Genomic DNA, 25,844 nt, shown 5'->3' with positions numbered 1-25,844 from the left:
GGCAGCCGTTATTGGCATGCGTAGAAACATGCGCTTAAACATCGCCTATCTCCTACCTCTGTAGGGGCAATTGCCGAATACAGTGCACATCCGTACACTGCGCCACCTTTTGTCCCGATGGGCCGTTTCGATGCTTTTTCTGTTACGTATGCTGTTGATGGGCCTGCACTTTATGATCGCCGGGGTACTGGGCGTAATTTTAGGGGTGTGTCGGCCATTCAACCCGGACAACAGCCGCCTCTGCGCCCGTCTTTACGCATTACCGGCCATGTGGATTTTGCGCCTGAAGGTGAAGACAGATGTCGACTCGCTGCGCAACAAACCCGGTACCTGTGTGGTGATCGCCAACCATCAGTCCAATTACGACCTCTTTGTACTTGGCAATGTAGTGCCGCACCGCACCGTATGCATCGCCAAGAAGAGCCTTAAATGGGTGCCGCTGTTCGGCCAGTTGTTCTGGCTGGCGGGCAATGTGCTGATCGACCGCGGCAATGCACACAAGGCGCGGCGTGCCATGCTTACCACCACCCACACGTTGCAGCATGAGGACACCTCGATCTGGGTGTTCCCCGAAGGCACGCGCAACCTGGGCAAAGGGCTGTTGCCGTTCAAGAAAGGTGCGTTTCATATGGCAATTGCGGCCGGCGTGCCGATCGTGCAGGTGTGTGTCAGCACTTATGTGAAGCAGATGAAGCTCAATCGTTGGGACAGTGGGGATGTGCTCATACGTTCGTTGCCGCCGATTCCTACGATTGGCCTGACAGCGGACGATATCCCTCAGTTAATGATGGCCTGTCAGACGCAGATGGGTGAGTGCATTGCCCGGATGGATCGCGAACTGCAAACGCCGTTGTAACCGCTCGGGCTTCAGCCCTGTTCAGGGTGACGCGGAGCGTAGGAACGATCAACAACAATAGAACTCGCTTCCAGCTAAGCTGCCCAACATCTGTCCTCTTGATAAGAAGTGATCAACACCATGGGTAGAGTTGTTGCGGCCGCCGTCTACAGCGCCGGAAAGAAAGTCTCGGATATCACCCTCGATGAAGGCGCGGCCTGGGCCGCCAAACCCGGACACTTTGTGTGGATCGGCCTGGAAGAGCCCAGCGCCCAGGAGTTGAACAACCTGCAACGCCAGTTCAACCTGCACGAACTGGCCATTGAAGACGCCATGGAAAAGCACAGCCGCCCGAAGCTGGAAACCTTCGGCGACGCGCTGTTTATCGTCACCTATTCACCGGTGCGCGAGAACGGCAAGCTGGAGTTTATCGAAACCCATATCTTTGCCGGCAACGGCTACATCATCACCGCACGCAATGGTCATTCGGCGTCCTACGGTTTTGTGCGCCAACGTTGTGAAGCGCGACCACTGCTGCTGGAGCATGGGGAAGACTTCGTACTCTATGCGCTGCTGGATTTCGTCACCGAAAACTACCAGCCGGTGAGCGAGGCGATCCATGCGGAGATTGATGAGCTGGAGCGCAACGTGCTGTGCAGCTCGCTGAGCGAGGGCGATATCCAGAACCTGCACGGCCTGCGCCGCGACGTGCTGCGGCTCAAGCGCTATGTGGCACCGATGGTGGAGATCAGCCAGGAGCTGCAGAAGCTGAGCTTTCCGTTTATCGACAAGAACATGCGCCCCTACTTCCGCGACGTGCAGATCCATGTAACGCGGCAGATGGAGGACCTCACCACCCTGCGCGATATCGCCAGCCAGACCATCGAGATCGGTGTGTTGCTGGAGGCCTCGCGCCAGAGCGTGGTGCAGCGCAAGTTCGCCGCGTGGGCGGCGATCCTGGCATTCCCCACGGCAGTGGCGGGGATTTATGGGATGAACTTCCAGAACATGCCCGAGCTGCAATGGCACTACGGCTATTTTGCGGTGCTCGGGTTTATTGCGCTGGGCTGTACAGGTTTATGGGCCAGCTTCAAGCGTTCGGGCTGGCTTTAACGCTGGCGTCGGGCTTGTGGGCGACAAAACGCATCATCCACTCCGCCACGGTTGCTCCGTGATGGTCGCGTTCCAGGCTGGCAACGCCGTTGGTGTAAACCTTTTCCCCCAGGGTTGTCTGAAGAATCTCCAGCAACTCGCGGGAATAGTCCTGGACAAATTCCGGGTGCCCCTGGAAACACAACACCTGGTCACCGATGTGGTAAGCGGCAATCGGGCAAAACTCACTGGAGGCAATGACCGTGGCATTTTCCGGCAAGGTCGTGACCTGGTCCTGGTGGCTGATCAATAGCGTCAGCTCCGGCACCTCGGGGCTCATCCATGGGGCCTTGGCATCCAGCTTGTAGTCATGGATGCCCATGCCCCAGCCTTGGCTCGCGCGCTCAGTCTTGCCGCCGAGCAGCAATGCCAGGAGTTGATGGCCGAAGCAGATACCCAACAGCTTGTCACCGCGCTCGTAGCGCTCGAGCACATAGGTCTTGAGGGTCTGGATCCAAGGGTCAGTGCCGAACGAGTCGGCCTTGCTGCCGGTGATCAGGTATGCATCAAACACTTCGTCATCCGGTGGGTATTCGCCCTGCACCACGTTGTAGACGACAAATTCGGCGGCAATCGGTTGCTTGGCGAACAGGCGCTTGAACATCTGCCCGTAACCTTGGTACTGATCGATCAAGCCTGGACGCAGGATATCGGTTTCCAGGATGCAGACGCGTAGCGACATAAAAAATACCTGACACGGCGATGGGAATATTGCACACCCCAGAGCCTGCCTTGAAATACACCCTCAAGGCAAGCTCCCCTCCCACATTTTGCTCAGCGGAACACTTCACCCTGTGCCGCTTTCTCCAGCAACAACGCCGGCGGCGAGAAGCGCTCGCCATACTGCTCGGCCAGGTAACGAGCGCGGGCGACAAAGTCGTCCAGCCCGTACTGGTTGATAAACTGCAACGCCCCGCCACTCCACGCGGCAAAACCAATGCCGAAGATCGAACCGACGTTGGCATCAGCCGTGGACATCAGCACGCCCTCCTCCACACAGCGCACCGTTTCAATGGCCTGGATAAACAGCAAGCGGTCGCGCACGTCCTGAGCTGAAATGCGCTTGTCGGGCTGTTCGAAGCGGGTTTTCAACTCGGGCCACAGGTGCTTCTGGCCACCGGCTGGATAATCGTAAAAACCACCGCCCGCCGCCTTGCCCGTGCGCTTGTATTCGTTCACCAACAGATCAATCACCGCGGTCGCCGGATGGTTCGGCAGTGCCTTACCTTCGGCCTGCAGATCCTTGGCGGTTTGCTGTCGGATATGGCTCATCAGGCTGAGGGAGACTTCATCGGACACCGCCAGCGGCCCCACCGGCATGCCGGCCTTGCGCGCTTCGGTTTCGATCATCGGTGCGGCTACGCCTTCGCCGAGCATGGCGATGCCTTCGTTGGTGAACGTGCCAAACACCCGCGAAGTAAAGAAGCCGCGACTGTCGTTGACCACAATCGGGGTTTTCTTGATTTGCAGGACGAAGTCGAAACCTCGGGCCAGGGTTTCGTCGCTGGTGCGGGCGCCCTTGATGATTTCCACCAGGGGCATCTTGTCCACGGGGCTGAAGAAGTGCAGGCCGATAAACCTGGCTTGATCGGGGACTGCCGTGGCCAGGCCGCTGATGGGCAAGGTGGAGGTGTTGGAGGCGATCACTGCGTCGGCACCGACCACGCTTTGTGCGGCGGCCGAGACCCTGGCCTTGAGTTCGCGGTCTTCGAACACGGCCTCGATGATCAGGTCGCAGCCGGCCAGATCGGCATCATCCTGCGTCGGATGAATGCGCGCCAGGGTGGTTTCCCGCTGTTCAGCAGTCAATTGCCCACGGCTGACCTTCTTGTCCAGCAACGCGGCCGAGTGCGCCTTGCCTTTCTCGGCGGCGGCGAGGTTGATGTCCTTGAGCACCACGTCGATGCCCGCACAAGCGCTGACATACGCAATGCCGGCGCCCATCATGCCGGCCCCGAGCACACCGACCTTGTGTGTGACCCAAGGGGCAAAACCCTGGGGCCGCGAGCTGCCGGCGTTGATTTCATTGAGCTGGAACCAGAAGGTGCCAATCATGTTTTTCGCCACTTGCCCGGTCACCAGTTCGGTGAAGTAGCGGGTTTCTATCAGGTGCGCGGTATCGAAGTCCACCTGGGCGCCTTCCACGGCGGCGCAGAGGATTTTCTCCGGCGCCGGGAAGCAGCCATTGGTTTTGCTGCGCAAAATCGATGGGGCAATCGCGAGCATTTGCGCGACTTTGGGATTTGACGGCGTACCACCTGGGATCTGATATGCCTTGTTGTCCCACGGTTGCTTTGCCTCAGGATTCGCGAGAATCCAGGCCCGTGACTTGCTCAGCAGCTCATCACGATCCGCCGCCAGCTCACCAATCAAACCGGCTTGCAGGGCCTGTGCGGCCCGGACTTTTTTACCCTCGAGCAAGTACGGCAGGGCTTTTTCCAGGCCCAGCATGCGCACCATGCGCACTACCCCGCCACCGCCCGGCAGCAGGCCAAGGGTGACTTCCGGCAGACCGAGCTGAACAGCTTTGTCGTCCAGCGCGACCCGATGATGGCAGGCCAGGCAGATCTCCCAGCCGCCGCCCAAGGCCGCGCCATTGATCGCAGCCACCACCGGCTTGCCGAGGGTTTCCAGGCGCCGCAACTGCTCCTTCAACACCAGCACGCTGTCGTAGAAATCCTTGGCGTGAGACTTGTCGACCTTGATCAGTTCATTGAGATCGCCACCGGCAAAAAAGGTCTTCTTGGCCGAGGTGATCACCACCCCGGCGATCTCGTCCTTTTCCGCTTCCAGGCGCGTGAGGGAGGCCGCCATGGCCTCGCGATACACTGCGTTCATGGTGTTGGCGCTCTGGCCGGGCATGTCGAGGGTCAGTACCACAATCTGGTCCTGGCCTTTTTCGTAACGAATGGCATCGGTCATGACAGATTCCTTAGGCTCAGAGGCGTTCGATAATGGTGGCAATACCCATGCCGCCGCCGACACAGAGCGTGGCCAGGCCGTAGCGTTGCTGACGCACCTCCAGCTCATCGAGCAAAGTGCCGAGGATCGCACAACCGGTGGCGCCAAGCGGGTGGCCCATGGCGATGGAGCCGCCGTTGACGTTAACCCGGGCGGCGTCGATGCCCATGTCCTTGATAAACTTGAGCACCACCGAGGCGAACGCTTCGTTGACTTCGAACAGGTCGATGTCTTCAACCCGCAGGCCGGCCTTGGCCAGGGCCTTGCGAGTGGCTGGCGCCGGGCCGGTGAGCATGATGGTCGGGTCGGTGCTGGTCACGGCCGTGGCAACAATGCGCGCCCGCGGTTGCAGGCCCAGTTCGCGACCTTTGGCCTCGGAGCCGATTAACATCAATGCCGCGCCGTCGACGATGCCGGAGCTGTTGCCCGGGGTGTGCACATGGTGGATGCGTTCCACATGGCTGTAGACCCGCAATGCGGTGGCGTCGAAACCCATCTGGCCCATCATTTCGAAGCTGGGCTTGAGCTTGCCCAAACCCTCAAGGGTGGAGTCGCCCCGGATAAACTCATCATGGTCCAACAGCACGATGCCGTTCTGGTCCTGCACTGCGATCAGCGACTTGTTGAAGGAACCGTCTGCCCGTGCCCTGGCGGCTTTCTGCTGGGACTGCAGGGCAAAGGCGTCCACATCCTGGCGGCTGAAGCCTTCCAGGGTGGCGATCAGGTCGGCGCCGATACCCTGGGGCGTGAAGTGGCTGTGCAGATTGGTTTGCGGGTCGAGCACCCAGGCGCCGCCATCGCTGCCCATGGGCACCCGGGACATGGATTCGACGCCGCCGACGACGACCAGGTCTTCGAAGCCGGAACGCACCTTCATCGCGCCCAGGTTGACCGCCTCCAGGCCGGAGGCGCAAAAGCGATTGACCTGCACGCCGGCGACGCTGATGTCCCAATCCGCTACCAACGCGGCAGTCTTGGCGATATCGGCGCCCTGGTCGCCCACGGGGGTGACGCAGCCGAGCACGATGTCATCCACCTGGTGCGTATCAAGCTCGCTGCGTTGCGCCAGCGCAGTGAGCAAGCCGGCCACCAGGTTTACCGGCTTGACGCTGTGCAGGGCACCGTCGGCCTTGCCCTTGCCCCGGGGCGTGCGTATCGCATCAAAGATCAAAGCTTGGGTCATGACATCCTCGAGCCGCTGTGGGTGTATGCCCCTACCTTAGGCCCGATTGACACGGTTTCAATGACGGATGCGCTCAATGCTTTTGACCCCCTCGCTCGGACGAACGGTAGGTAGCTACGAAAAATATCTGATTAATCGTTTTAGCGGTCTAGCCCTAGGGCTGGCGCCAAGATGGCACTAAGCCTCATGCCGTTTTTAGCGCAAATGCTGATTAGCTGATATGAAATGGATCTAAGCGAAGAAGGACGGGCGCTCTAAGGTTGAACCTGTAAGACGCTGCTGCCGGGTCTTGCCGGAGCAGCTGTAAGAAAAGTGCAACGTCAGCTCGCGATACTGAAATTAACCGGCACGCATTTGACGCTCAGGAATAACAACAAAATAGGCAGTCAGCCATGTTCAAACATTCGAAAGTACGTCAGGCAGGACTTATTCTGTTCGCCACCACACTGATTCTGATCTTGCCCAACCTGACCAAGGTGCTCGGGTGACGCCCCGACCCCCAGACGCCGTGCATATACAGCACCAGGCCTGCAGCTTTTGGCAGCACCTGCCGGGATAGTGCGCTTAGCACTGCCGTTGCGGGGGCTGTCTTTTTTACCTGTCAATTTCCGGTATCGTGAGCGCCATCGCCACCTTGCATCGGGCCGCTGCCTTGAAATCGATCCTCGCCTTATTTGCCCTGCTGCTGAGCTTTCCTGTAGCCGCTGCGCAATTGACCATCGAACTGGAGCACGCCAGCCAGACCTGGCAGACCGCTGATCTGCTCAAACACCCGCAAGCGCAGACGGTGCAGATCGTCGATGACGTGTCCTACAAGCGCAACATGACCTATCGCGCGGTGCCCCTGGCGGCACTCCTGCCCGGCCTTAAACCTCAGAGCCACCTGCAAGCGGTTGCCCTGGATGGTTTCGCCGCCGAACTGTCTGCCGCGCCGTTGTTGGAAAAAACCGGCGCCCGCGCCTGGTTGGCGGTGGAAGACCCGGCCCGTCCATGGCCCGCGCTTGCGCAAGGCAAACCGAGCGCCGGGCCGTTCTACCTGGTGTGGACCCACCCCGAAGCCGGGCACATCAGCCCGGAGCAGTGGCCGTTCCAAGTCTCCAGGATCAAGCAATTGCAGACGGTTGCCGAACGTTTCCCTGCACTGTTACCCGACCCGACGCTGGCGGCGGATGACCCGGTCAACCAGGGCTTTGCGTTGTTCCAGAAGAACTGCCTGGCCTGCCACCGCCTCAACGGCGCCGGCGATGCCCAAGTGGGGCCGGACCTGAATATTCCCTACAGCCCCACCGAGTATTTTGGCGGTGATTTCCTCAAGCGTTATATCCGTGACCCGCAAAGCCTGAGGCACTGGCCGCAGGCGAAGATGCCGGCGTTTGCTGCCAGTGTATTGCCGGATAACGAGCTGGATATGCTGGTCGAGTATTTGCAGCATATGGCGGGGCGCAAGCACCAACCTTAAGTCTGGAGCAATTCAAAAGTTATTGCTGCTGCACTGAAACCACGGTCGGTGCCACGAATACCTTGGCATGCATCTGCTCATGCCCGCCCCCACGGCGCATGCCGCGTACCGGGCAGGCGTCGAGGTAGTCCAGGCCCACGGCCAGTTTCAAGTGCCGCTCCGGCCGGGCCAGTTGGTTGGTCACGTCAAAGCTGTACCAGGCGTCATCCAGCCAGGCTTCGGCCCAGGCGTGACTGGCCAGATGTGCGCAGTCTTCGGTGTACAAATACCCCGACACATACCGCGCAGGAACTCCCAGGCTGCGTGCGCAGGCGAGAAATGCATGGGTATGGTCCTGGCACACGCCCGCAGCGCCTGCAAAGGCCTGGGCGGCACAGGTGTCGACTTCGGTAGCCCCCGGCGTATAGATCATCGCTTGGTTGAGGGCCTGCATCAGATCGATGAGCGCCGTTCGGTCGCGACGCTGCTGGCAATGCTGCTCGGCAAACCGGCGCAGGGCTTCATCGGGTTCGGTCAGGCGCGTGCAGCGCAGGAACGGCCAGGCAGACTGGCTTTCGTGTTCGGCCTCGCGCAACTCGTCGATCTCCACCTGGCCACGGGCGCCGATGATAATGGCGTCGTGGGGTTCGTCCAGGGTCAGCACATGCAGGATATTACCGAAGGGGTCCACCTGCGCCCGCACCGGGCGGGGCAGGTCGAGCTGCCAGCTCAACACGCGCTGGCGTTCACTGTCATGGGGCGTGAGGCGCAGGTACTGGATGCTGGCGCGCACTTGGTCTTGGTAATGGTAGGTGGTTTCGTGGCTGATGGAGAGTCTCATGCCGCCTCCAGGTAGGAACTGTAGATGGCGTCGCCCAACTGGCGGACCAAGGGGATAAAGTCGGTCAGCCAGGCATGCAGGCCTTCCTCGAGGATTTCGTCGATCGCGGTAAAGCGCAGGCGCGCGTCCATCTCGGCGGCCAGGCGCTGGGCCGGGCGGCCGTTGAGGCCAGGCAGGCTGGCGAGAACCTGGTCGATTTCCTCGCTGCAGGCCCGCAGCGAGCGCGGGACATCGGCGCGTAACAGCAGCAGTTCAGCCACTTGCCGGGACCCCGGCGCATCACGATAAATCTCGGTGTAGGCCTCGAACGACGACAACGCACGCAGCAGTGCACTCCATTGGTAATACGCGTGAGCCGTGCCATCGCTGACCGACGCGGCCTGGTCGCCGGCCATTTCGTAGCGCGCATCCAGCAGGCGCAGGGTGTTATCGGCGCGCTCGATAAAGGTGCCCAGGCGGATAAAGCGGAAGGCATCGTTACGCATGATGGTGCCGTAGGTGGCGCCGCGGAACAGATGGGAACGCTCCTTGACCCACTCACAAAACCGGCTCATGCCGTATCGGCTCAGCCCCTGCTGGGCGATATCGCGAATGTCCAGCCAAGTGGCGTTGATGTTTTCCCACATGTCGGCGGTGATTCGCCCACGTACCGCATGGGCGCTGGCCCGCGCAGCGCCCAGGCAACTGTAGATGCTGGCCGGGTTGGCCGCGTCCAGTGCGAAAAAGTGCAGCAGGCGTTCGGCATGCAATTGGCCGTGGCGCTCGTGGTAATCCTCCAGGGTGCCGGTGATCAACAACGGCATGGCCAGTTCGTGCAGGCCGTCGCCGCGCCCATCCTGGGGCATCAGCGACAGCGAATAGCTGACGTCGAGCATGCGTGCGAGGTTTTCGGCACGTTCCAGATAGCGCGACATCCAGTACAAATCCGAGGCAGTTCTACTCAACATGGCATCAGTCCTCGACCACCCAGGTGTCTTTAGTGCCGCCGCCCTGGGACGAGTTGACCACCAGCGACCCTTCGCGCAGGGCCACGCGGGTCAGGCCGCCGGGCACCACGCGGGTTTCCTTGCCGGACAGCACGAACGGGCGCAGGTCGATATGCCGTGGGGCGATACCGTTTTCGACAAAGGTCGGGCAGGTGGATAAACACAGGGTCGGCTGCGCGATATAAGCGTGGGGCTTGGCCTTGATGCGAGCGCGGAAGGCTTCGATTTCCGCCGCCGTGGACGCCGGGCCAACCAACATGCCATAGCCGCCGGAGCCCTGGGTTTCCTTGACCACCAAATCGGGCAGGTGGGCCAGTACGTGGGACAATTCGTCGGGATTACGGCATTGAAAGGTCGGAACGTTCTGCAGGATCGGCTCTTCATCCAAGTAGAAGCGAATCATTTCAGGGACGAACGGGTAAACCGACTTGTCGTCCGCCACTCCCGTGCCGATGGCATTGGCCAGCACCACATTGGCGCAACGATAGGCCGCAAGCAGGCCGGGCACGCCGAGCATGGAGTCCGGGTTGAAGGCCAACGGGTCGAGAAAGGCATCATCGAGGCGGCGGTAGATCACATCCACGGCCTTTGGGCCATCGGTGGTGCGCATGAACACGTGGTCGTCGCGTACGAACAGGTCCGCCCCCTCCACCAGTTCCACGCCCATTTCCCGGGCAAGAAAGGCATGCTCAAAGAACGCGCTGTTGAAGCGCCCCGGGGTCAGCACCACCACGCTGGGGTTATCCAGGGGGCTGGCGCTTTTCAGGGTATCGAGCAACAGGTTGGGGTAGTGGTCGATGGGCGCGATGCGCTGGGCCGCAAACAGTTCCGGGAACAGGCGCATCATCATCTTGCGATCTTCGAGCATGTAGCTGACGCCACTGGGCGTGCGCAGGTTGTCTTCCAGTACGTAATAAGTGCCGTCACCATCGCGTACGAGGTCGACCCCGGAAATGTGGGAATACAGATCGCGGTGCAGGTCCAGGCCCTGCATTGCCAACTGATACTGCTCATTGGCCAGTACCTGCTCGGCGGGAATAATGCCGGCCTTGATAATGCGTTGGCCGTGGTACAGGTCGGCGAGGAACATGTTCAGTGCCTTGACCCGTTGGATGCAGCCGCGCTCGACAACCCGCCATTCGCTGGCCGGAATACTGCGCGGAATGGTATCGAAGGGAATCAGGCGCTCGGTGCCCAGCTCATCCCCATAGAGGGTGAAGGTGATCCCGGCGCGGTGGAACAGCAAATCGGCTTCGCGCCGACGCTGGGCCAGCAATTCCGTGGGAGTGTCGGCCAACCAGCGGGCGAACTCGCGGTAATGAGGACGGACCTGCCCTGCCCCATCGTACATTTCATCGTAATAAGTGCGGTTCATGCCGTACTCCTTGTCACCCGGACGCGAGAATCTTCGCAAGGCCCGTGCCAGCGGCATAAACACTTAATAATCAATAAGTTGAATAATTCAGGTGGATTCGTCGCACCATCCCGGTGCGTAGAACGTGCCCGTTGCCTGTCGCACGCTTCATTGCAACGCGGCCCTTGGCTATCGATCGCATAGCCAGAGTTGATTTCACTGCCCGGCTGGCGCTACGGATAATCACCTCCATCAGCTGAACAGGACATGTCCTACAGCGAAACCCTTTGTGCAAGCGGTACTGTGTTACTTCGTGTACTGATCTGCTCCCTCGAGCTTCCCTTTCCGCCACCCTACTGGGGTGGCTTTTTTTTGCATGTAACAAAACCCGTGCAGGTCACCCCCCAAACAAAATCGGCCGACCCAAAGGTCAGCCGATACGCTGCGCTGCTCATAAAACCAACTACATGGGTAACCCACGCACCTCCTGCTTCACGCCCCATCCTTCGATGATCCCGCCCAGGGGCTCGACCACCGCCTCGAAGTCTTGCTCGAAGTCTCCTATGCCGTCGTAGGTTGCAAACATGATTTTGCTCAGTTCCAGGTACCAGGCGCCATCGTCGCGCGCGCTGACCTGGGCATTCAGGGATTCGCCACGAAATCGACCCGCAGCCCTGCGCGCCCGTTCCTCATCCGGGAAAATGGCGTAGAACTCAATGGGGTGAAAACGCGAGAAATCGAAGCCGCCTTCTTTCATGCGGCGCAGGACGTTGGTACTGATGTCTTCTTGATAGGCTGTGCTCATGAAAAGTGCTCCTCAAATGATGGATAGACTTTCCGTGCTTCCCGAAGCTCGCGCCCTACTGGCGCGAGTACTACGGCAGGAACAACACCGCTGGAAAACAAGCATGTAGCTGACAAGACCAGACCTTAGCGATTCATTCGCTGATCTCGATTGCAGAGTAGCGCGAAGCTATCACCTCCACCAGAGGTGCTTGATGGGTCTAACGGAAATATTCAGGCCGCGGGTTCGACCTTGAGGTCCTTGATACCATTTTGATCATGCAGGCTCTTGACCGTGGGATCGGGAACACGGTCGGCAAGATCGTTAAGGTCCAGCTTTTCTAACACCGGCGACACGCGCACCCGCACCATCTGTGCGGCTTCTTCCAGCGTCGGCTCATACTCGCAGTCGAATTGCTCGACTACCGGCTCGCCACGGTCATTGATGAAAGAAACATTCCACTTCGGCATCGGTGCCTCCTCGATAAAACCCCATGTGTGGGTTTACATCTATCTGGACCTTGAGGCTTCGCCAAACGTTCCACCCAAGGCAGGAGGCACCGGATCAGTTGCGCTTATTTTTCAGCGCGTCCCTTAAGGGCCTTCAGGGTATTGAACGGCGCTTCCACCACGAACTTGTTGGCCAACCACGACGGCACGCTGCCGCCCGGCTCGGTGTGCACTTGGTAGGTCACTTCGGTCTCATTGGCGCCTTTGGGCACCAGTTTCCAGAAGCCTTCGACCTGAGCGACCCGCACATAGCCTTTTTCTTCCGGCTTGTAGGTAGGCACGCCCTGCAAGGTGCGGGTTACGCTACCATCGGCGTTTTTAGCGGTTGTGACATGAATATACGAGTCACGATCACTCACCGGAAACGGTGCCTTGAATTGCGTGTAGGTCCAGGCCTCGTCGCCTTTCTTGTCGACCAGTTTCTGGGATTTGCACTCGTGAATCCATGCGCAGGCACCCACTACGTCTTCCTGCAATGCAACGATCTTGGCCACAGGCGCCTTGATCACGGTCACGCCGCGATACGCTTTGTACTTGGAGCCGGCAACTTCGCTCAGGGACACCTTGATACCGTCTTCGTCCTTGGCCACTTGCCATTCTTCAGCCTGGGCAGTAGCAGCAAACAGCAGCGTAAAACCGCACAACACGACCAGTCGTTTCAGCGAACCCATTGTTGTATTCCTTATTGTTGAAGTTCCAATAGTAAAACCCATCAAGCCGCCGTCATCTGCTCCCACCAGCCGATCAAGCGAATGGCATCGGCCTGGTCATTGCCACAGACCTCGATATCAGCCTTGAAATCACTGCACACCGCCGGCCGTTCAGGCAGGCCGAACAGCTGGCACAGTTGCCCGACCGACAGGTGCAGGCAGCGAACGCCTGCAGGCTTGCCCTGGGGCATTCCGGGCAGCGGCGAACTGATGGAGGGGGCGATGCAGCATGCGCCACAGCCTTCACGGCATTTCATGACCAGCAGGTCCTCGACGACTCAATAGGGATGGCCGGGCTAGAGTACGCCCTTAAACAGCCGTTTTAAAATGGTCAAACAGGGGTTTTTCGCGCAAAACAAAAGTGACCGACCAGTCTGCGACAGATGGTCGGCAACCCGGGTCACGCGTAGCGGCAAAGTTTATTGCTTGAATTCGAAATCCAGCGCGGCGCCTTCAACATCACGGCGTTCATCGTTGCGCAGTTGCAGCTTCATCTCATTGCTGAGCAAGCGGCCGTTGATCTGGAACGCACTGTTGTCGGTGGGCTTTTCGCCAAACATCGGCGGCAGCAAGGGCACGCTCTTGGGTTTGGGCATGGTGCCGATGGGCTGCAACAGCCTGACCATGTCCGAGGGCAGCGAAAGGTCCAACTGTGCCGGCGGCAATTTAGTCTGGGCGACTTCATGGGCAGATTTGGACTTGCTCGCAACGGGCGCGCGCTTTTTGCTCGCTGCGGCTTTTTTCTGTGTGGCCGGGGCTTTTTTCACGGGCGCAGGCTTCTTCACGGAGGCCTTCTGCTCAACACTGGCAGCCGGCGTGCTATCACCCACCGGCGTGGCTGCCAGCACCCCGCTAACATTGCACAGGCTCAACAAGCCAATCACCAAGGTAACGCGAAAAATAGATGTCATATCGCCAACAGCGTTAACAGCAGAAGGCCATATGCTCGCTTGTTGTGCACGGCATGACAAGGGCGCAGATCAATGCTGTCCCCTTTGCACGCCTCAAAAACCCGCCGCGGTCTCCTGGCACAACTGGCTGGCCAGCATGCCCAAGGTCATCAACGCCCGCTCTGCCTCGCGGTTCCAGGGGGTACCGCAGTTGAGGCGAATACAGTGGTTGAACTGTTCCGTATTACTGAAGATCAGCCCCGGCGCAATACTGATGCCCTGTTGCAGGGCACGCACGTGCAGTTCCTGGGTATTGACCCGACCCGGCAAACTGACCCACAGGATAAAGCCGCCGGTTGGACGAGTCATCTGGGTGCCTTCGGGGAAATATTGCTGCACCGCCAGTTGGAAGGCGCTCAGGTTCTTGCGGTATTCCTGGCGGATGTAGCGCAGGTGGCGATCGTAGCCACCGTTTTCCAGGTAAGCGGCGACACCCATCTGGGTGACACTGCATGCTGAGTGGGTACTGAACATCTGCAGGCGCTGGATCTCCTGCTGGTACTTGCCGGCGATCATCCAGCCGATGCGCACACCCGGGGACAAGGTCTTGGAAAAACTCGAGCAGTAGATGACCCGGTCAAGGCGGTCGTAGGCTTTCAGAGCCTTGGTGCGGCCCAGTTCGAACATCAGCTCGCCGTAGATATCGTCCTCGACGATCTGGATATCGAAATCCGACGCCAGGCGCAGCAGTTGTTTCTGGCGCTCCTCGGGCATGGTGCCACCCAGGGGGTTGCTCAGGCGCGTGGTGAGCACCAGCGCCTTGATCGACCACTGGTTGGCGGCCAGTTGCAGGGCTTCCAGGCTCATGCCCGTGGCTGGGTCGCTGGGGATCTCGATGACTTTCAGGCCGAGCAAATCGGCGAGTTGCAACAAGCCGTAGTAAGTCGGTGATTCGGCGGCGATCAGGTCGCCAGGCCGCGTGAGCACACGCAAGGACATCTGCAACGCGTCGACGCAGCCGTGGGTGATCACCACCTCGGAGGGGTCCACCACCACACCGGCATCGCGCATGCGGATCGCCACTTGGCGGCGCAGCGGTTCAAAGCCGGGGCTGAACATGTAGCTGAACGCTCGCGGACTCTGGAACCGTGTGACTTTGGCCAACTGCTGGTGCAGCGCCCGTACAGGAAGATAGTCGACACTCGGCACCGCGGCGCCCAAGGGGAACACCCCTTCACGACGCGACTCGACCAATACCTGCTGGATAATGCTGCTGCGGGTGACCAACCCGGGGCGCTCGACCCGTGCGATGTCTGGCGTCGGCGCCGTGAGTGCAGGTGTCTGGTGCACGTAATAGCCCGACTGCGGCCGCGCCCGGATCAGCCCCTGGTCTTCCAGGTTGGCATAAGCCTGCAGCACCGTGGCATGGCTCACATTGAGCTGGGAACTCATCTTGCGCACCGACGGCACGCGCTCCCCCGGTTGGTAGACTCCGCGTCGGATGTCCTCAGCCAGTTGCTGGGCAATACGCTGGTAAAGCAACAGATTGGTCATGACGCAGCACTCGATTTCACGGGTATTTTATTTTTGTGTGAAACATACCAGCACAGTTTAGAAGTGTACGGGGACAGTTGCCACAATAGTCGAGCGCGAGTGGGAGTGACAGCAAAAACTGTAATGGTGCTGGGGCAGCATTCGTAGAGCACAGAAAAAATGTGGGAGGGAGCTTGCCCCTTCCCACATTTTGACCCGGGCCTGGCTGTTAGCGGGCTGCGCCCAGTTGGCCTTTCTCGTCGGAGAATACGATTTCCACCCGGCGATTCTGTGCGCGGCCTCGTTCGGAGGCGTTGGCTTCTACCGGGTACTGATCGCCATAACCCTGGGCCTCGATACGCTTGTCATCGATACCCAGGTCCATCAACAGGTCCGCCACCGATTGGGCACGGTCGCGGGACAGCTTGAGGTTTTCCTGCTCGCCCCCGGTGTTATCGGTGTAACCCTCGACGCGCACCCGGCGCTTGGGGTTCAGTTGCAGGAATTGCACGATCTTCAACACCGTGCGGTTGGCCGAGTTGGCCAGTTCCGCTTCGCCGGTGTCGAACAGCACATCTCCCAGCGTCATCACCAGACCACGGTCGGTCTGGGTGGTGAGACTGGCAATCTGTGCTTCAACCCACTTGCCCTGTTGCTGCACGCTGGCCAGTTTGTTTTCGCGCAGGGCCAGTTGCAGGCGCTGGCGTTCCAATTCGAGTTGGGCGCCACGTTCGGCGTTCAGGCCTTGCTCGGTGTGTTCGCGGGCGATGGCACTGTAGCGCTGGCTGAGGTAGGCGTAATGCACCACATCGGCGCCGCTGCCCCAGTAGCTGGACAAGCGATCGGCACGGGCCAGGGACTCGCCGGCGCGAATCACATCCTTGGGTGCAAAGCGCAGCACATTGGCGTCTTCCTTAACCTTCTGGAAGTCATCGCCGGCCTGTTGCAGCGCCTGCTCGCTGCTGGGCTGGCTGGCGCACCCGCCGAGGGCTGCGCTGCCCAGCAGCAACACACAGCCCAAACCACGGATCATCGGGCTCATTGCGCATCCCCTAACTGTAATTGCTTGCGCAGGCGGGTGATGCGGGTATTGAGCACGTTCAATTGCTCCTGGCTCTTGGCGGTGAGCACTTTAGCCTCGGCCAGACGCGCATCCAGCTCAGCCTGTTCGGCCCGCATACGCGCGCGCTTGTAGGATTGGTCGGCCATGTTGGCCTTGGCCCTGGCGAATTTTTCTTCGGCCAGTTTCAGCTCGGGCGATTCGTCAGCGTTGACCCCGACCGCGGTGGCTTGCTCCAAGGCTTGCTGGGTCAGGCGCATTTGTTCATTCGGCGCAGGATCGGTTGCACATCCCGCCAGAGCGACAACGGCGAGGGCCGCGAAAAGAGGTCGAAAAATCACTGTAAATCCCTACTGTGTTGGGGTGCCGACGGGTTGTTGCAGTTGCGCCTTCCAGCGCTCCAGATTGCGCTGCAGCGCGGCTTGCGCGATACCGGACGCGGGCAATTCTGTCATCTTTTTCGCCAACTGTCCGCGCAGCCATGGATCATTGCACGCCGAGTTGTGGGAAATCGCCAGGTACAAGCCGGGCTGATCGACAGGCACCTCATGGGCGACCAGGTCGTCACTCATGCCCAAGGTCTGGGCCATGGCCATGCCGGAATAGCGCCCGGCCAGCACGTAATCCACCTCACCCAGCAACAGTTTCTGGAATGCCGGCGTCAGATTGGGCAGGCGTTGCAGGCTGAGCTGCTGGCCGGCGAAGGTTTCGAATTCAGCGCTCAAGCGGGCGCGCTGCGATACCGCGCCCTTGTGGCCGTGCAGGTCCGCCACCGTGGTGTAGGCCAGTTGTGAATCCTTGCGCGTCCAGACCAGGTAATCGGTCTGCATCAACGCCGGATGGATGTAGTCGAAGTTGTCCAGTTCACCAAGGTTCAGCGGCGCGTCGGCGAGGATGTCCATGCGCCCGCTGCGCGCTTCATCCAGGGCCAGGGAGCGTTTGCCGCCGTAGAGCAGGTCGATTTTCAGCCCAAGGTCCTTGCCCACTTGTTGCAGCACCTCGGCAGTAGCGCCGATCAGGTGCGTCGGGTCCTGGGGGTCACGCCACAACAAAGGTGGGGCATCCGGGCTGCCGGTGATCACCAGGCGCTCGCACTTGCCGGCGGCCAGTGACAGACTTGGCAGCAGCATGAAGGCGAGCAATACGCTGCAAGGACGCAGTTCCATGGCGAGGATCCCCTGATAAATAAAAAAACCCGGTCATTAGACCGGGCTCTTTATAAGTGAAGCGACTGGATTAGACCAGCTTCTCCAACTCAGGTACGGCTTCGAACAAGTCCGCCACCAGGCCGTAATCGGCCACCTGGAAGATCGGCGCTTCTTCGTCCTTGTTGATCGCGACGATCACCTTGGAGTCCTTCATACCGGCCAAGTGCTGGATCGCGCCGGAGATACCGACAGCGATGTACAGCTGTGGGGCAACGATCTTGCCGGTCTGGCCGACCTGCATGTCGTTGGGTACGAAACCTGCGTCGACGGCTGCGCGGGAAGCGCCGACCGCAGCGCCCAGCTTGTCGGCCAGGGCGTACAGGTGCTTGAAGTTGTCACCGTTCTGCATGCCGCGGCCGCCGGAAACGACGATCTTGGCAGCCGTCAGCTCAGGGCGATCCGACTTGGCCAGCTCTTCGCCAACAAAGCTGGACGTGCCAGCGTCGTGGGCAGCAGAGACGGCTTCAACGGCGGCCGAACCACCTTCGGCGGCAACCGGATCGAAACCGGTGGCGCGCACGGTGATGACTTTGACCGCAGCGTTGGACTGTACGGTGGCGATGGCGTTACCGGCGTAGATCGGGCGCTTGAAGGTATCGGCGCTTTCTACCGAGATGATCTCGGAGATCTGGTCAACGTCCAGCTGCGCGGCAACCCGTGGCAGGATGTTTTTGCCATTGGAGGTGGCGGCAGCCAGGATGTGGCTGTAGCCAGCGCCCAGCTCTGCAACCAGCGGCGCAACGTTTTCTGGCAACTGATGCGCGTAGGCGGCATTGTCAGCGTTCAGGACTTTGCTTACGCCCGCGATTTTCGCAGCAGCTTCAGCCACGGCACCAGCGCCTTGGCCGGCGACCAATACGTGGATGTCGCCACCGATTTTAGCGGCGGCGGCCACGGTATTCAGGGTGGCCGGGGCCAGCACCTTGTTATCGTGTTCGGCGATTACGAGGATAGTCATGATCAGGCTCTCCAATTCAAAGCACCTTCGCTTCGTTTTTCAGTTTCTCGACCAGTTCAGCCACCGACTTGACCTTGATGCCTGCGCTGCGTGCTGCCGGCGCTTCAACCTTGACGGTCTTGTTGGTGGAGGCGGTGGAAACGCCCAAAGCATCCGGAGTCAGCACTTCAAGAGGCTTCTTCTTGGCTTTCATGATGTTTGGCAGGGACGCATAGCGCGGCTCGTTCAAACGCAGGTCGGTGGTGACGATGGCCGGCAGTTTCAGGGAAACCGTCTGCGCGCCGCCATCGATTTCACGGGTCACCGCGACGCTGTCGCCGTTCACTTCGACTTTCGAAGCGAAGGTGCCCTGGCCGTAACCGGTCAGTGCGGCCAGCATCTGGCCTGTCTGGTTGTTGTCGCTGTCGATGGCTTGTTTGCCGAGGATCACCAACTGAGGCTGTTCCTTGTCGACAACGGCCTTGAGCAGCTTGGCAACCGCCAGGGAGGTCAGTTCTTCGGCGGATTCGACCAGGATTGCGCGGTCGGCGCCCAGGGCCAAAGCGGTACGCAGCTGCTCTTGGGCAGTGGTCGGACCGATGGACACCACGACGATTTCAGTCGCAACACCTTTCTCTTTCAGGCGTACGGCTTCTTCCACAGCGATTTCGCAGAAAGGGTTCATCGACATCTTGACGTTAGCAAGGTCGACGCCGGAATTGTCCGCCTTGACGCGAACTTTCACGTTGTAATCGACAACGCGTTTGACAGCTACAAGAACCTTCATGGATTCCTCGTTACTCTCCGGTGAAAAGAAAGTCGCCTAGGCGAACCTGGCGGTTGATGCTCATCGGCACACAAGGGCACCTCCAAAGACTTCGGCAGTGGCCTTGCACACGGGAAGTGACGACCGTTCGTCAGTGGTGACTGAGAGGTCATTCTTTATCGCGGCGTGTAAACTGCGCCCCAGTGTTCGGGTACGCGTCACATTTTTACCTTCGGCCGGCCTTTGGACGTGCTCTTGAAACCTGCAGTCTGCCTACGGGAAGCGCAAAACCGACCGTATCTTGACCGGAACGCCTATTCTGGTCAATACGGCAAAATGGTCAGTCATAAGCCCCGTTGCTTTGATTTACCTAGGCTGCGGGCAATTCAAACAAACGTTTGTATTGGACGCTGCCAGTGGTCTATATATAATGCGCCACCTAGAGAGACAGGTGGGTGCTGCCGTTGAGCAGAACCCCGCCGAACCTCCACCCATTAGAAAAAAAAGCCTGTTGAGCCTTGAGTAGGAGATAGCCTGTGGAACGCGAATACATGGAATTCGACGTGGTCATCGTCGGCGCTGGCCCGGCTGGCCTGTCTGCCGCCTGCCGCCTGAAGCAGAAGGCCGCCGAAGCCGGTAAGGAAATCAGCGTCTGCGTGGTCGAGAAAGGCTCCGAAGTCGGCGCCCACATCCTCTCCGGTGCCGTGTTCGAACCCCGGGCCCTGAACGAACTGTTCCCGGACTGGAAAGAGCTCGGCGCCCCGCTCAACACCCCGGTGGTGCGTGACGACATCTACGTACTGCGCAGCAGCGATACCTCCACCAAGGTTCCCGACTTCTTTGTGCCCAAGACCATGCACAACGAAGGCAACTACATCATTTCCCTGGGCAACCTGTGCCGCTGGCTGGCCCAGCAGGCCGAGAACCTGGGCGTGGAAGTCTACCCAGGCTTCGCCGCCCAGGAAGCGCTGTTCGACGAGAACGGCGTGGTTCGCGGGATCATCACCGGTGACCTCGGTGTCGACCGTGAAGGCAAGCCCAAGGAAGGCGTATATACCCCGGGCATGGAATTGCGTGGCAAGTACACGCTGTTTGCCGAAGGTTGCCGCGGCCATATCGGCAAGCAGTTGATCCAGCGTTTCAACCTGGACAGCGACGCCGACGCCCAGCACTACGGCATCGGCCTGAAGGAAATCTGGGAAATCGACCCCGCCAAGCATCAGCCAGGCCTGGTAGTGCACACCGCCGGTTGGCCGCTGGACATCATGAGCGCCGAGAACACCGGTGGTTCGTTCCTCTATCACCTGGAAAACAATCAGGTGGTGGTCGGCCTGATCGTCGACCTGTCGTACAGCAACACTTTCCTGTCGCCCTTCGATGAGTTCCAGCGCCTCAAGCACCACCCGGTACTGGCCCAGTACCTGGAAGGCGGCAAGCGCGTCAGCTACGGCGCCCGTGCGATCTGCAAAGGTGGCCTGAACTCGCTGCCCAAGATGGTCTTCAAGGGCGGCGCGCTGATCGGTTGCGACCTCGGCACCCTGAACTTCGCCAAGATCAAGGGCAGCCACACCGCGATGAAGTCCGGCATGCTCGCCGCCGATGCGGTTGCTGATCGCCTGTTCGCCGAATCCGAAGGCGGTGACGAGCTGACCGCGTATGTCGATGGCTTCAAAGCCAGCTGGCTGTATGAGGAGCTGTTCGCCACCCGTAACTTCGGCCCGGCGATGCACAAGTTCGGCCCGATCATCGGCGCCGGCTTCAACTGGTTCGACCAGAACATCCTCGGCGGCAAGATGCCGTTCACCCTGCACGACACCAAGCCGGACTACGCCTGCCTCAAGCTGGCCAAAGACTGCAAGAAAATCGACTACCCCAAACCCGACGGCAAGCTGAGCTTCGACAAGCTGAGCTCGGTGTTCATCTCCGGCACCAATCACGAAGAAGAACAGCCGTGCCACCTGAAGTTGAAAGACCCGAGCATCCCGATCGGCACCAACCTGCCGCTCTACGATGAACCGGCGCAGCGCTACTGCCCGGCCGGCGTGTATGAAGTGATCACCAAGGAAGACGGCGAGAAGCGCTTCCAGATCAACGCCCAGAATTGCGTTCACTGCAAGACCTGCGACATCAAGGACCCTTCGCAGAACATTACCTGGGTGACACCCGAAGGTGCGGGTGGGCCGACTTACCCGAATATGTAAGTCGTTCGCTTAACCACAAAAGGCTCCCGAGATGGGAGCCTTTTTTGTGGGCGACATAGATCAAAATGTGGGAGCTGGCTTGCCTGCGATGGCGGTCTTCAGGTGCCAAATGTATGGCTGACCCACCGCTATCGCAGGCAAGCCAGCTCCCACAATGACCTCGTAATGTCAGGCGGCCCGCTCTTCCCCCGGGTTGCGCAGGAAATAGCGCTTGTACTCCCGACTGAACTGCGAAGTGCTCTGATACCCCACGCTATGCGCCGCCTGCGCCACGCTCATGCCCTCTACCAGCAGCAACTGCTGGGCCTTCAACAACCGCAGGCGCTTGAGGTACTGCACCGGTGACAACAAGGTGCAGCGCTTGAAATGCTCATGAAAGGTCGAGGCACTCATATGGGCATAACCGGCCAACGTCTCGATATTCAGCGGCTCGGCGTAATGAGCATGCAGGTGGTTTAACGACGTGGCGATCCGTGAAAACTGCCCTTGCTGTTCTACCAGCGCACGCAGCACATCCGCCTGGGGCCCACGCAACGCGGTGAACAGCAATTCGCGCACCCGCGCCGGGCCCATGATCCGGCTTTCCAGCGGATCGTGCAGGCACTGCAACAGCCGCTCGACACACCCGCGCATGGCGTCATCGAGCACCACCGAACTCATCGACTCCAACGTCTGCGCCGTCGGCGGAGGTCCGCCCTGCATGCCCATGGCAATGACCAACTCCCCCAGCACCACCCGATCGATACCCACCGTCACGCCCAACAGTGGCGCGCCAGGCGCCATGGCAAAGGTCTCGCACTCGAACGGCACCGGCATCGCCTGGACCAGGTAATGCCCGGCGCCATATTCCAGCGTTCTCGGGCCGAGGTAGGCAACCTTGCTGCCTTGGGCCACGAACATCAGGCTTGGCTCATAGATCTGCGGCCCACGCGCCACGTCGCAACTGGCGCGCAATACCTGCACGCCGGGCAGGTTGGTCGGGGAAAAACCGTCGCGGGGCGCAAGCCCTTCAATCAGGGACACCAGCGTGGCGTTGGCGTCGAGATGGCGGGTCAACAACATGGCAAAAAAACTTCGTGAACAAGGGATGAGAACATCATCGCAGGTCTGACGGCGAATAAATCCAAAGCAATGCCAGTCCCGGACGAATAGGCATGAGACTCGGAGCATTTGCCATGTTCGCGCCCAGGGCCGGCGCGCAGAATGCGCCGCCTCCCCAGTCCAAGCTTTAGCGAGGTTTAGCATGTACACCGCCATCGGTTATGCCGCCCAGTCGGCCACCACTCCCCTCGCCCCCATGTCGTTTGAACGCCGCAGCCCACGCGTCGATGACGTGGCCATCGAGATCCTCTACTGCGGCGTCTGCCACTCCGACATCCACCAGGCACGCAACGAGTGGGGCATCGCCGTTTACCCGCTGATGCCGGGCCACGAGATTGTCGGCAAGGTCACCGCTGTCGGCGCCAACGTGACCGCACATAAAGTCGGCGATCTGGTCGGCGTCGGTTGCATGGTCGACTCGTGCCGCCACTGCGAAGCCTGCCAGTCAGACCTCGAGCAATACTGCCTCGAAGGCCCGACCATGACCTACGCCACCCCGGACCGTGTGGATGGCAGCAACACCATGGGTGGTTATTCCGACAGCATCGTGGTCAGCGAGCACTTCGTGGTGAAGATCCCGGCCAAACTCGACCTGGCCAGCGCCGCGCCGATCCTGTGCGCGGGCATCACTACCTACTCGCCGCTCAAGCACTACGGCGTGAAGGCCGGCGATAAAGTCGGGATTCTCGGCATGGGTGGCCTGGGCCACATGGGTATCAAGTTCGCCAAGGCCATGGGCGCTGAAGTGACGCTGTTCACCCGCTCCGCGAGCAAGGCCGAGGAAGGCCGTCGTCAGGGTGCCGATCATGTGATCGTGTCCACCGACGCCGAGCAGATGAAAGCCGCTGCCGGGCACTTCGACTTCCTGCTGGACACCATCCCGGTGCAACACGACCTGAACCCCTACCTCGATGTACTGCGCTTTGACGGTGTGCATATCCTGGTCGGCCTGATCGAGCCGGTGGACCCGCCCGTCAACGCCGCCAAGCTGGTGCTGGGCCGTAAAGTACTGGCCGGCTCGCTGATCGGCGGTATTGCCGAAACCCAGGAAGTCCTGGATTTCTGCGCCGAACACAACATCACCTGCGACATCGAAATGCTCGACATCCGCCAGATCAACGAGGCTTACGCACGCATGATCGCGGGTGACGTGAAGTACCGCTTTGTCATCGACATGGCGAGCCTGAAAGCCTGATCAGGCTTTCGCGCCCAACTCCGCTGACAGCCGGGCTGCAACCTGTTTGATCACAGGGATCAGCTCGGCCATTTTTTCCAGCGGCATGTAGGGCACGGTACTGGCGATGCTGATGCCGGCGACTATACGCCCGCTGGCATCACGCACCGGTGCCGCCACACAGCGGATCGACGGTTCGTTATCTTCCAGATCGAAGGCATAACCACCCGCCACATATTCACCCATGCGCTGCTCGAATTGCGCCCAGGATTGCTCCGGGTGCTGCGGCCATTGCAGGTTTTTGCCTGCCGCCGGCAAGCTGACTTCGTAGAGGCGCTGCCACTCCTGCGGCGAATCATCCAATAACAATGCCTTGCCAATGCCGGTGCGGGCCAGCGGCATGCGATGGCCGACCCGCGAGCGCATCTCCGGGCCATTGCGACCGGGGTTCTTGTGCAGGTAAAGCACGTCGTCGTATTCACGAATTGCCAGATGAATGGTGTCGCCCGTCAAGGCCGACAGCTCGTCCAGATACGGCACCGCCAGGCTCACCAATGGCAGCTCTTCGCGGGCCTGGAACCCCAACTCGATCAGCTTCGGCCCCAGCAGGTACCCGACTTGCGGCACCACGCGCAGGTAACGCTCATCCACCAGGCAACTGGCCAGGCGATGCGTGGTGCTGCGGGTGGTGCCGATGCGCCGGGCGATCTCCTTGAGATCCCGCGCACCGGCCGCCACCGCTTGCACCACGCCCAGGCCGCGCAGCAGGGTCTGGGTGCCGGTGGGGGCGGCGTCTTTGACGGGGGTGTGGGCGTTTTCCTGCATATCTGGGCCTATAAATAAAAAAGCGCGGGCATTATGGCAAATACCGCCCTCCAGAACACAGGAGATCCAAGGTGGGAGCTGGCTTGCCTGCGATGCCGGTGGGTCAATTAAAGATAGGCTGGCTGACACACCGCTATCGCAGGCAAGCCAGCTCCCACAGTTTGATCTTCACAGGGCGCCCATTAGCGTTGTTTCATGCGGTCGATTATCACCGCCAGCAACAGGATCGAGCCACGAATCACATATTGGTAAAAGGTATCGATGTTCTTCAGGTTCATCGCATTCTCGATGATCGCCAGAATCAGCACCCCGGCGATCACATGGCGAATCATGCCGATGCCGCCACTCAGCGATACCCCGCCCAGTACGCACGCCGAAATCACCGTCAGCTCGAAGCCCTGGCCGATCATCGGCTGGCCGGAGGTCATGCGCGAGGCGAGGATTACCCCGGCCAGTGCACCGATCAAACCGTGCACGGCAAAAATGATGATCTTGGTGCGGTCAACATTCACACCTGCCAGCAGCGCGGCTTCCTGGTTGCCGCCGATGGCCATGGTGTTGCGCCCATAGCTGGTGTAGTTGAGCAGCCAGCCGAAGAATACAAAGCACAGCACGGTAATGATGATCGGCACTGGCACGCCCAGCAGTTGGCCATTGCCGAACACGAAGAAGCGCTCATCCATCACTCCCACCGCCTTGCCGTTGGAGAAGATGTAGGCCAGGCCACGTACGATCTGCATGGTCGCCAGCGTCGCAATCAGCGCATTGATGCGCAGCTTGGCAATCACAATGCCGTTGACCAGCCCTACCACCAGGCCCATGGCCAGGGCCGCCGACACGCCAAGTGCCACACTGTCGGTGTCACGGATCACAATCCCCGCCACTACGCCGGCGCAGGCGATCACCGAGCCCACCGACAAATCGAAATGCCCCGACGCCAGGCAGAACAGCATGGTGCACGCGGCAATGCCGACGGTGGAAATCGCCAGGCCCAGGCCGCGCATGTTCAGCGGCGAAAGGAAGTTGTCGATAAACACCGCGCTGAGCACAAAGATGCCCAACGCCGCCAACAGCATCACCCAGTCATCGAGAAATTTGCGCTGGTTGAACGCCGGCCAGAAGCCCTTTGCAGTTTTTGCCTGAGACATACCCACACCTCTTATTCTTCAAGCCCGCGAACGCGGGAGTGCCAGTTGCAGCAGCCGTGCTTCATCCGCCCGCTCGCGGGGCAATTCACCGGCCAGGGCGCCTTCGCTCATGACCAGGATACGGTCGGCAATGCCCATGACTTCCATCAGGTCGCTGGACACCACGATCACCGCAATGCCGCTGGCCGCCAGGTTATGGATGATCTGGTAGATCTCTGACTTGGCGCCGATATCGATGCCACGGGTGG

25 protein-coding genes and 1 pseudogene are annotated in these 25,844 nt (G+C 60.1%); 5 read left to right on the top strand and 21 right to left on the bottom strand.

The window, feature by feature from the left end; translation table 11 throughout:
• Positions 1-130: 130 nt before the first annotated feature.
• The gene (locus TU73_RS27175) at positions 131-856 is read left to right on the top strand and encodes a 1-acylglycerol-3-phosphate O-acyltransferase (protein ID WP_057014742.1); all 726 of its coding nucleotides are present in this window, start codon (positions 131-133) and stop codon (positions 854-856) included.
• Positions 857-976: 120 nt separating this feature from the next.
• Complete coding sequence (locus TU73_RS27170; RefSeq protein WP_043047199.1) at positions 977-1,948, top strand: magnesium and cobalt transport protein CorA; 972 nt, start codon at positions 977-979, stop codon at positions 1,946-1,948.
• Here TU73_RS27170 and TU73_RS27165 read toward each other — a convergent pair.
• The 3 genes from TU73_RS27165 to TU73_RS27155 form a co-directional block, all read right to left on the bottom strand.
• A complete protein-coding gene (locus TU73_RS27165; RefSeq protein ID WP_043047168.1) occupies positions 1,926-2,669 on the bottom strand; it encodes an amidotransferase in 744 nt (247 codons plus the stop codon). The two genes, TU73_RS27170 and TU73_RS27165, sit on opposite strands and share 23 nt — an antisense overlap.
• Positions 2,670-2,761: 92 nt before the next feature.
• Positions 2,762-4,909, bottom strand: a complete 2,148-nt coding sequence (locus TU73_RS27160; RefSeq protein WP_057014741.1) for a 3-hydroxyacyl-CoA dehydrogenase NAD-binding domain-containing protein — start codon at positions 4,907-4,909, stop codon at positions 2,762-2,764.
• Positions 4,910-4,925: 16 nt separating this feature from the next.
• Complete coding sequence (locus TU73_RS27155; RefSeq protein ID WP_057014740.1) at positions 4,926-6,131, bottom strand: acetyl-CoA C-acetyltransferase; 1,206 nt, start codon at positions 6,129-6,131, stop codon at positions 4,926-4,928.
• Between the two features lie 652 nt (positions 6,132-6,783).
• Between TU73_RS27155 and TU73_RS27150 the strand changes: the two genes are divergently transcribed.
• Complete coding sequence (locus TU73_RS27150; protein ID WP_057014756.1) at positions 6,784-7,590, top strand: c-type cytochrome; 807 nt, start codon at positions 6,784-6,786, stop codon at positions 7,588-7,590.
• A 19-nt stretch (positions 7,591-7,609) separates the two neighbouring features.
• Here TU73_RS27150 and TU73_RS27145 read toward each other — a convergent pair whose 3' ends face one another.
• The 14 genes from TU73_RS27145 to TU73_RS27080 form a co-directional block, all read right to left on the bottom strand.
• Entirely contained in the window at positions 7,610-8,410 is an 801-nt protein-coding gene (locus TU73_RS27145) for a transglutaminase family protein (RefSeq protein WP_057014739.1), read from the bottom strand.
• Complete coding sequence (locus TU73_RS27140) at positions 8,407-9,357, bottom strand: alpha-E domain-containing protein (RefSeq protein WP_046069119.1); 951 nt, start codon at positions 9,355-9,357, stop codon at positions 8,407-8,409. The genes TU73_RS27145 and TU73_RS27140 overlap by 4 nt, the downstream gene beginning before the upstream one ends.
• A gap of 4 nt (positions 9,358-9,361) precedes the next feature.
• A complete protein-coding gene (locus TU73_RS27135) occupies positions 9,362-10,771 on the bottom strand; it encodes a circularly permuted type 2 ATP-grasp protein (protein WP_057014738.1) in 1,410 nt (469 codons plus the stop codon).
• Positions 10,772-11,213: 442 nt separating this feature from the next.
• Entirely contained in the window at positions 11,214-11,555 is a 342-nt protein-coding gene (locus TU73_RS27130) for a ribonuclease E inhibitor RraB (RefSeq protein ID WP_003193463.1), read from the bottom strand.
• 212 nt (positions 11,556-11,767) lie between these two features.
• Entirely contained in the window at positions 11,768-12,004 is a 237-nt protein-coding gene (locus tag TU73_RS27125; RefSeq protein WP_057014737.1) for a hypothetical protein, read from the bottom strand.
• Positions 12,005-12,108: 104 nt separating this feature from the next.
• On the bottom strand, positions 12,109-12,714 hold the full coding sequence (locus TU73_RS27120) for an START domain-containing protein (protein ID WP_057014736.1): 606 nt from the start codon (positions 12,712-12,714) through the stop codon (positions 12,109-12,111).
• Positions 12,715-12,755: 41 nt separating this feature from the next.
• Complete coding sequence (locus tag TU73_RS27115) at positions 12,756-13,010, bottom strand: YkgJ family cysteine cluster protein (protein WP_043047177.1); 255 nt, start codon at positions 13,008-13,010, stop codon at positions 12,756-12,758.
• Between the two features lie 162 nt (positions 13,011-13,172).
• Positions 13,173-13,664, bottom strand: coding sequence for a hypothetical protein (locus tag TU73_RS27110; RefSeq protein WP_057014735.1), 492 nt, complete (start codon positions 13,662-13,664; stop codon positions 13,173-13,175).
• A 93-nt stretch (positions 13,665-13,757) separates the two neighbouring features.
• Positions 13,758-15,197: an aminotransferase-like domain-containing protein gene (locus tag TU73_RS27105; RefSeq protein WP_005790467.1), complete on the bottom strand. Its 1,440-nt coding sequence runs from the start codon at positions 15,195-15,197 to the stop codon at positions 13,758-13,760.
• A 208-nt stretch (positions 15,198-15,405) separates the two neighbouring features.
• On the bottom strand, positions 15,406-16,218 hold the full coding sequence (locus TU73_RS27100; protein ID WP_057014734.1) for an OmpA family protein: 813 nt from the start codon (positions 16,216-16,218) through the stop codon (positions 15,406-15,408).
• The gene (locus TU73_RS27095) at positions 16,215-16,577 is read right to left on the bottom strand and encodes a DUF4398 domain-containing protein (protein WP_046069126.1); all 363 of its coding nucleotides are present in this window, start codon (positions 16,575-16,577) and stop codon (positions 16,215-16,217) included. The genes TU73_RS27100 and TU73_RS27095 overlap by 4 nt, the downstream gene beginning before the upstream one ends.
• A gap of 9 nt (positions 16,578-16,586) precedes the next feature.
• Positions 16,587-17,402 carry a substrate-binding periplasmic protein gene (locus tag TU73_RS27090; protein WP_057014733.1) on the bottom strand — a complete coding sequence of 272 codons (816 nt, stop codon included), beginning with the start codon at positions 17,400-17,402 and terminating at the stop codon, positions 16,587-16,589.
• A gap of 70 nt (positions 17,403-17,472) precedes the next feature.
• Complete coding sequence (locus TU73_RS27085; RefSeq protein WP_057014755.1) at positions 17,473-18,402, bottom strand: electron transfer flavoprotein subunit alpha/FixB family protein; 930 nt, start codon at positions 18,400-18,402, stop codon at positions 17,473-17,475.
• Between the two features lie 16 nt (positions 18,403-18,418).
• Positions 18,419-19,168: an electron transfer flavoprotein subunit beta/FixA family protein gene (locus TU73_RS27080; RefSeq protein WP_057014732.1), complete on the bottom strand. Its 750-nt coding sequence runs from the start codon at positions 19,166-19,168 to the stop codon at positions 18,419-18,421.
• Positions 19,169-19,683: 515 nt separating this feature from the next.
• Here TU73_RS27080 and TU73_RS27075 point away from each other — a divergent pair.
• Positions 19,684-21,348: an electron transfer flavoprotein-ubiquinone oxidoreductase gene (locus tag TU73_RS27075; RefSeq protein WP_043047184.1), complete on the top strand. Its 1,665-nt coding sequence runs from the start codon at positions 19,684-19,686 to the stop codon at positions 21,346-21,348.
• 168 nt (positions 21,349-21,516) lie between these two features.
• On the opposite strand, the gene TU73_RS27070 is transcribed toward TU73_RS27075, so the two are convergent.
• Positions 21,517-22,410, bottom strand: a complete 894-nt coding sequence (locus tag TU73_RS27070) for an AraC family transcriptional regulator (RefSeq protein WP_057014731.1) — start codon at positions 22,408-22,410, stop codon at positions 21,517-21,519.
• Positions 22,411-22,591: 181 nt separating this feature from the next.
• Between TU73_RS27070 and TU73_RS27065 the strand changes: the two genes are divergently transcribed.
• Entirely contained in the window at positions 22,592-23,644 is a 1,053-nt protein-coding gene (locus TU73_RS27065; protein ID WP_014719540.1) for an NAD(P)-dependent alcohol dehydrogenase, read from the top strand.
• On the opposite strand, the gene TU73_RS27060 is transcribed toward TU73_RS27065, so the two are convergent.
• The 3 genes and pseudogenes from TU73_RS27060 to TU73_RS27050 form a co-directional block, all read right to left on the bottom strand.
• Positions 23,645-24,448: an IclR family transcriptional regulator gene (locus TU73_RS27060; protein WP_057014730.1), complete on the bottom strand. Its 804-nt coding sequence runs from the start codon at positions 24,446-24,448 to the stop codon at positions 23,645-23,647.
• A gap of 182 nt (positions 24,449-24,630) precedes the next feature.
• Entirely contained in the window at positions 24,631-25,596 is a 966-nt protein-coding gene (gene araH / locus TU73_RS27055; RefSeq protein WP_057014729.1) for an L-arabinose ABC transporter permease AraH, read from the bottom strand.
• Positions 25,597-25,614: 18 nt separating this feature from the next.
• A pseudogene (locus TU73_RS27050) lies at positions 25,615-25,844 on the bottom strand (hypothetical protein); the annotation flags it as partial.

Origin of the sequence: Pseudomonas libanensis (assembly GCF_001439685.1) — a bacterium.
GTDB lineage: Bacteria > Pseudomonadota > Gammaproteobacteria > Pseudomonadales > Pseudomonadaceae > Aquipseudomonas > Aquipseudomonas libanensis.
Note: the sequence above shows the minus strand (reverse complement) of the source record. Positions and strands in the feature narration are given on the sequence as shown.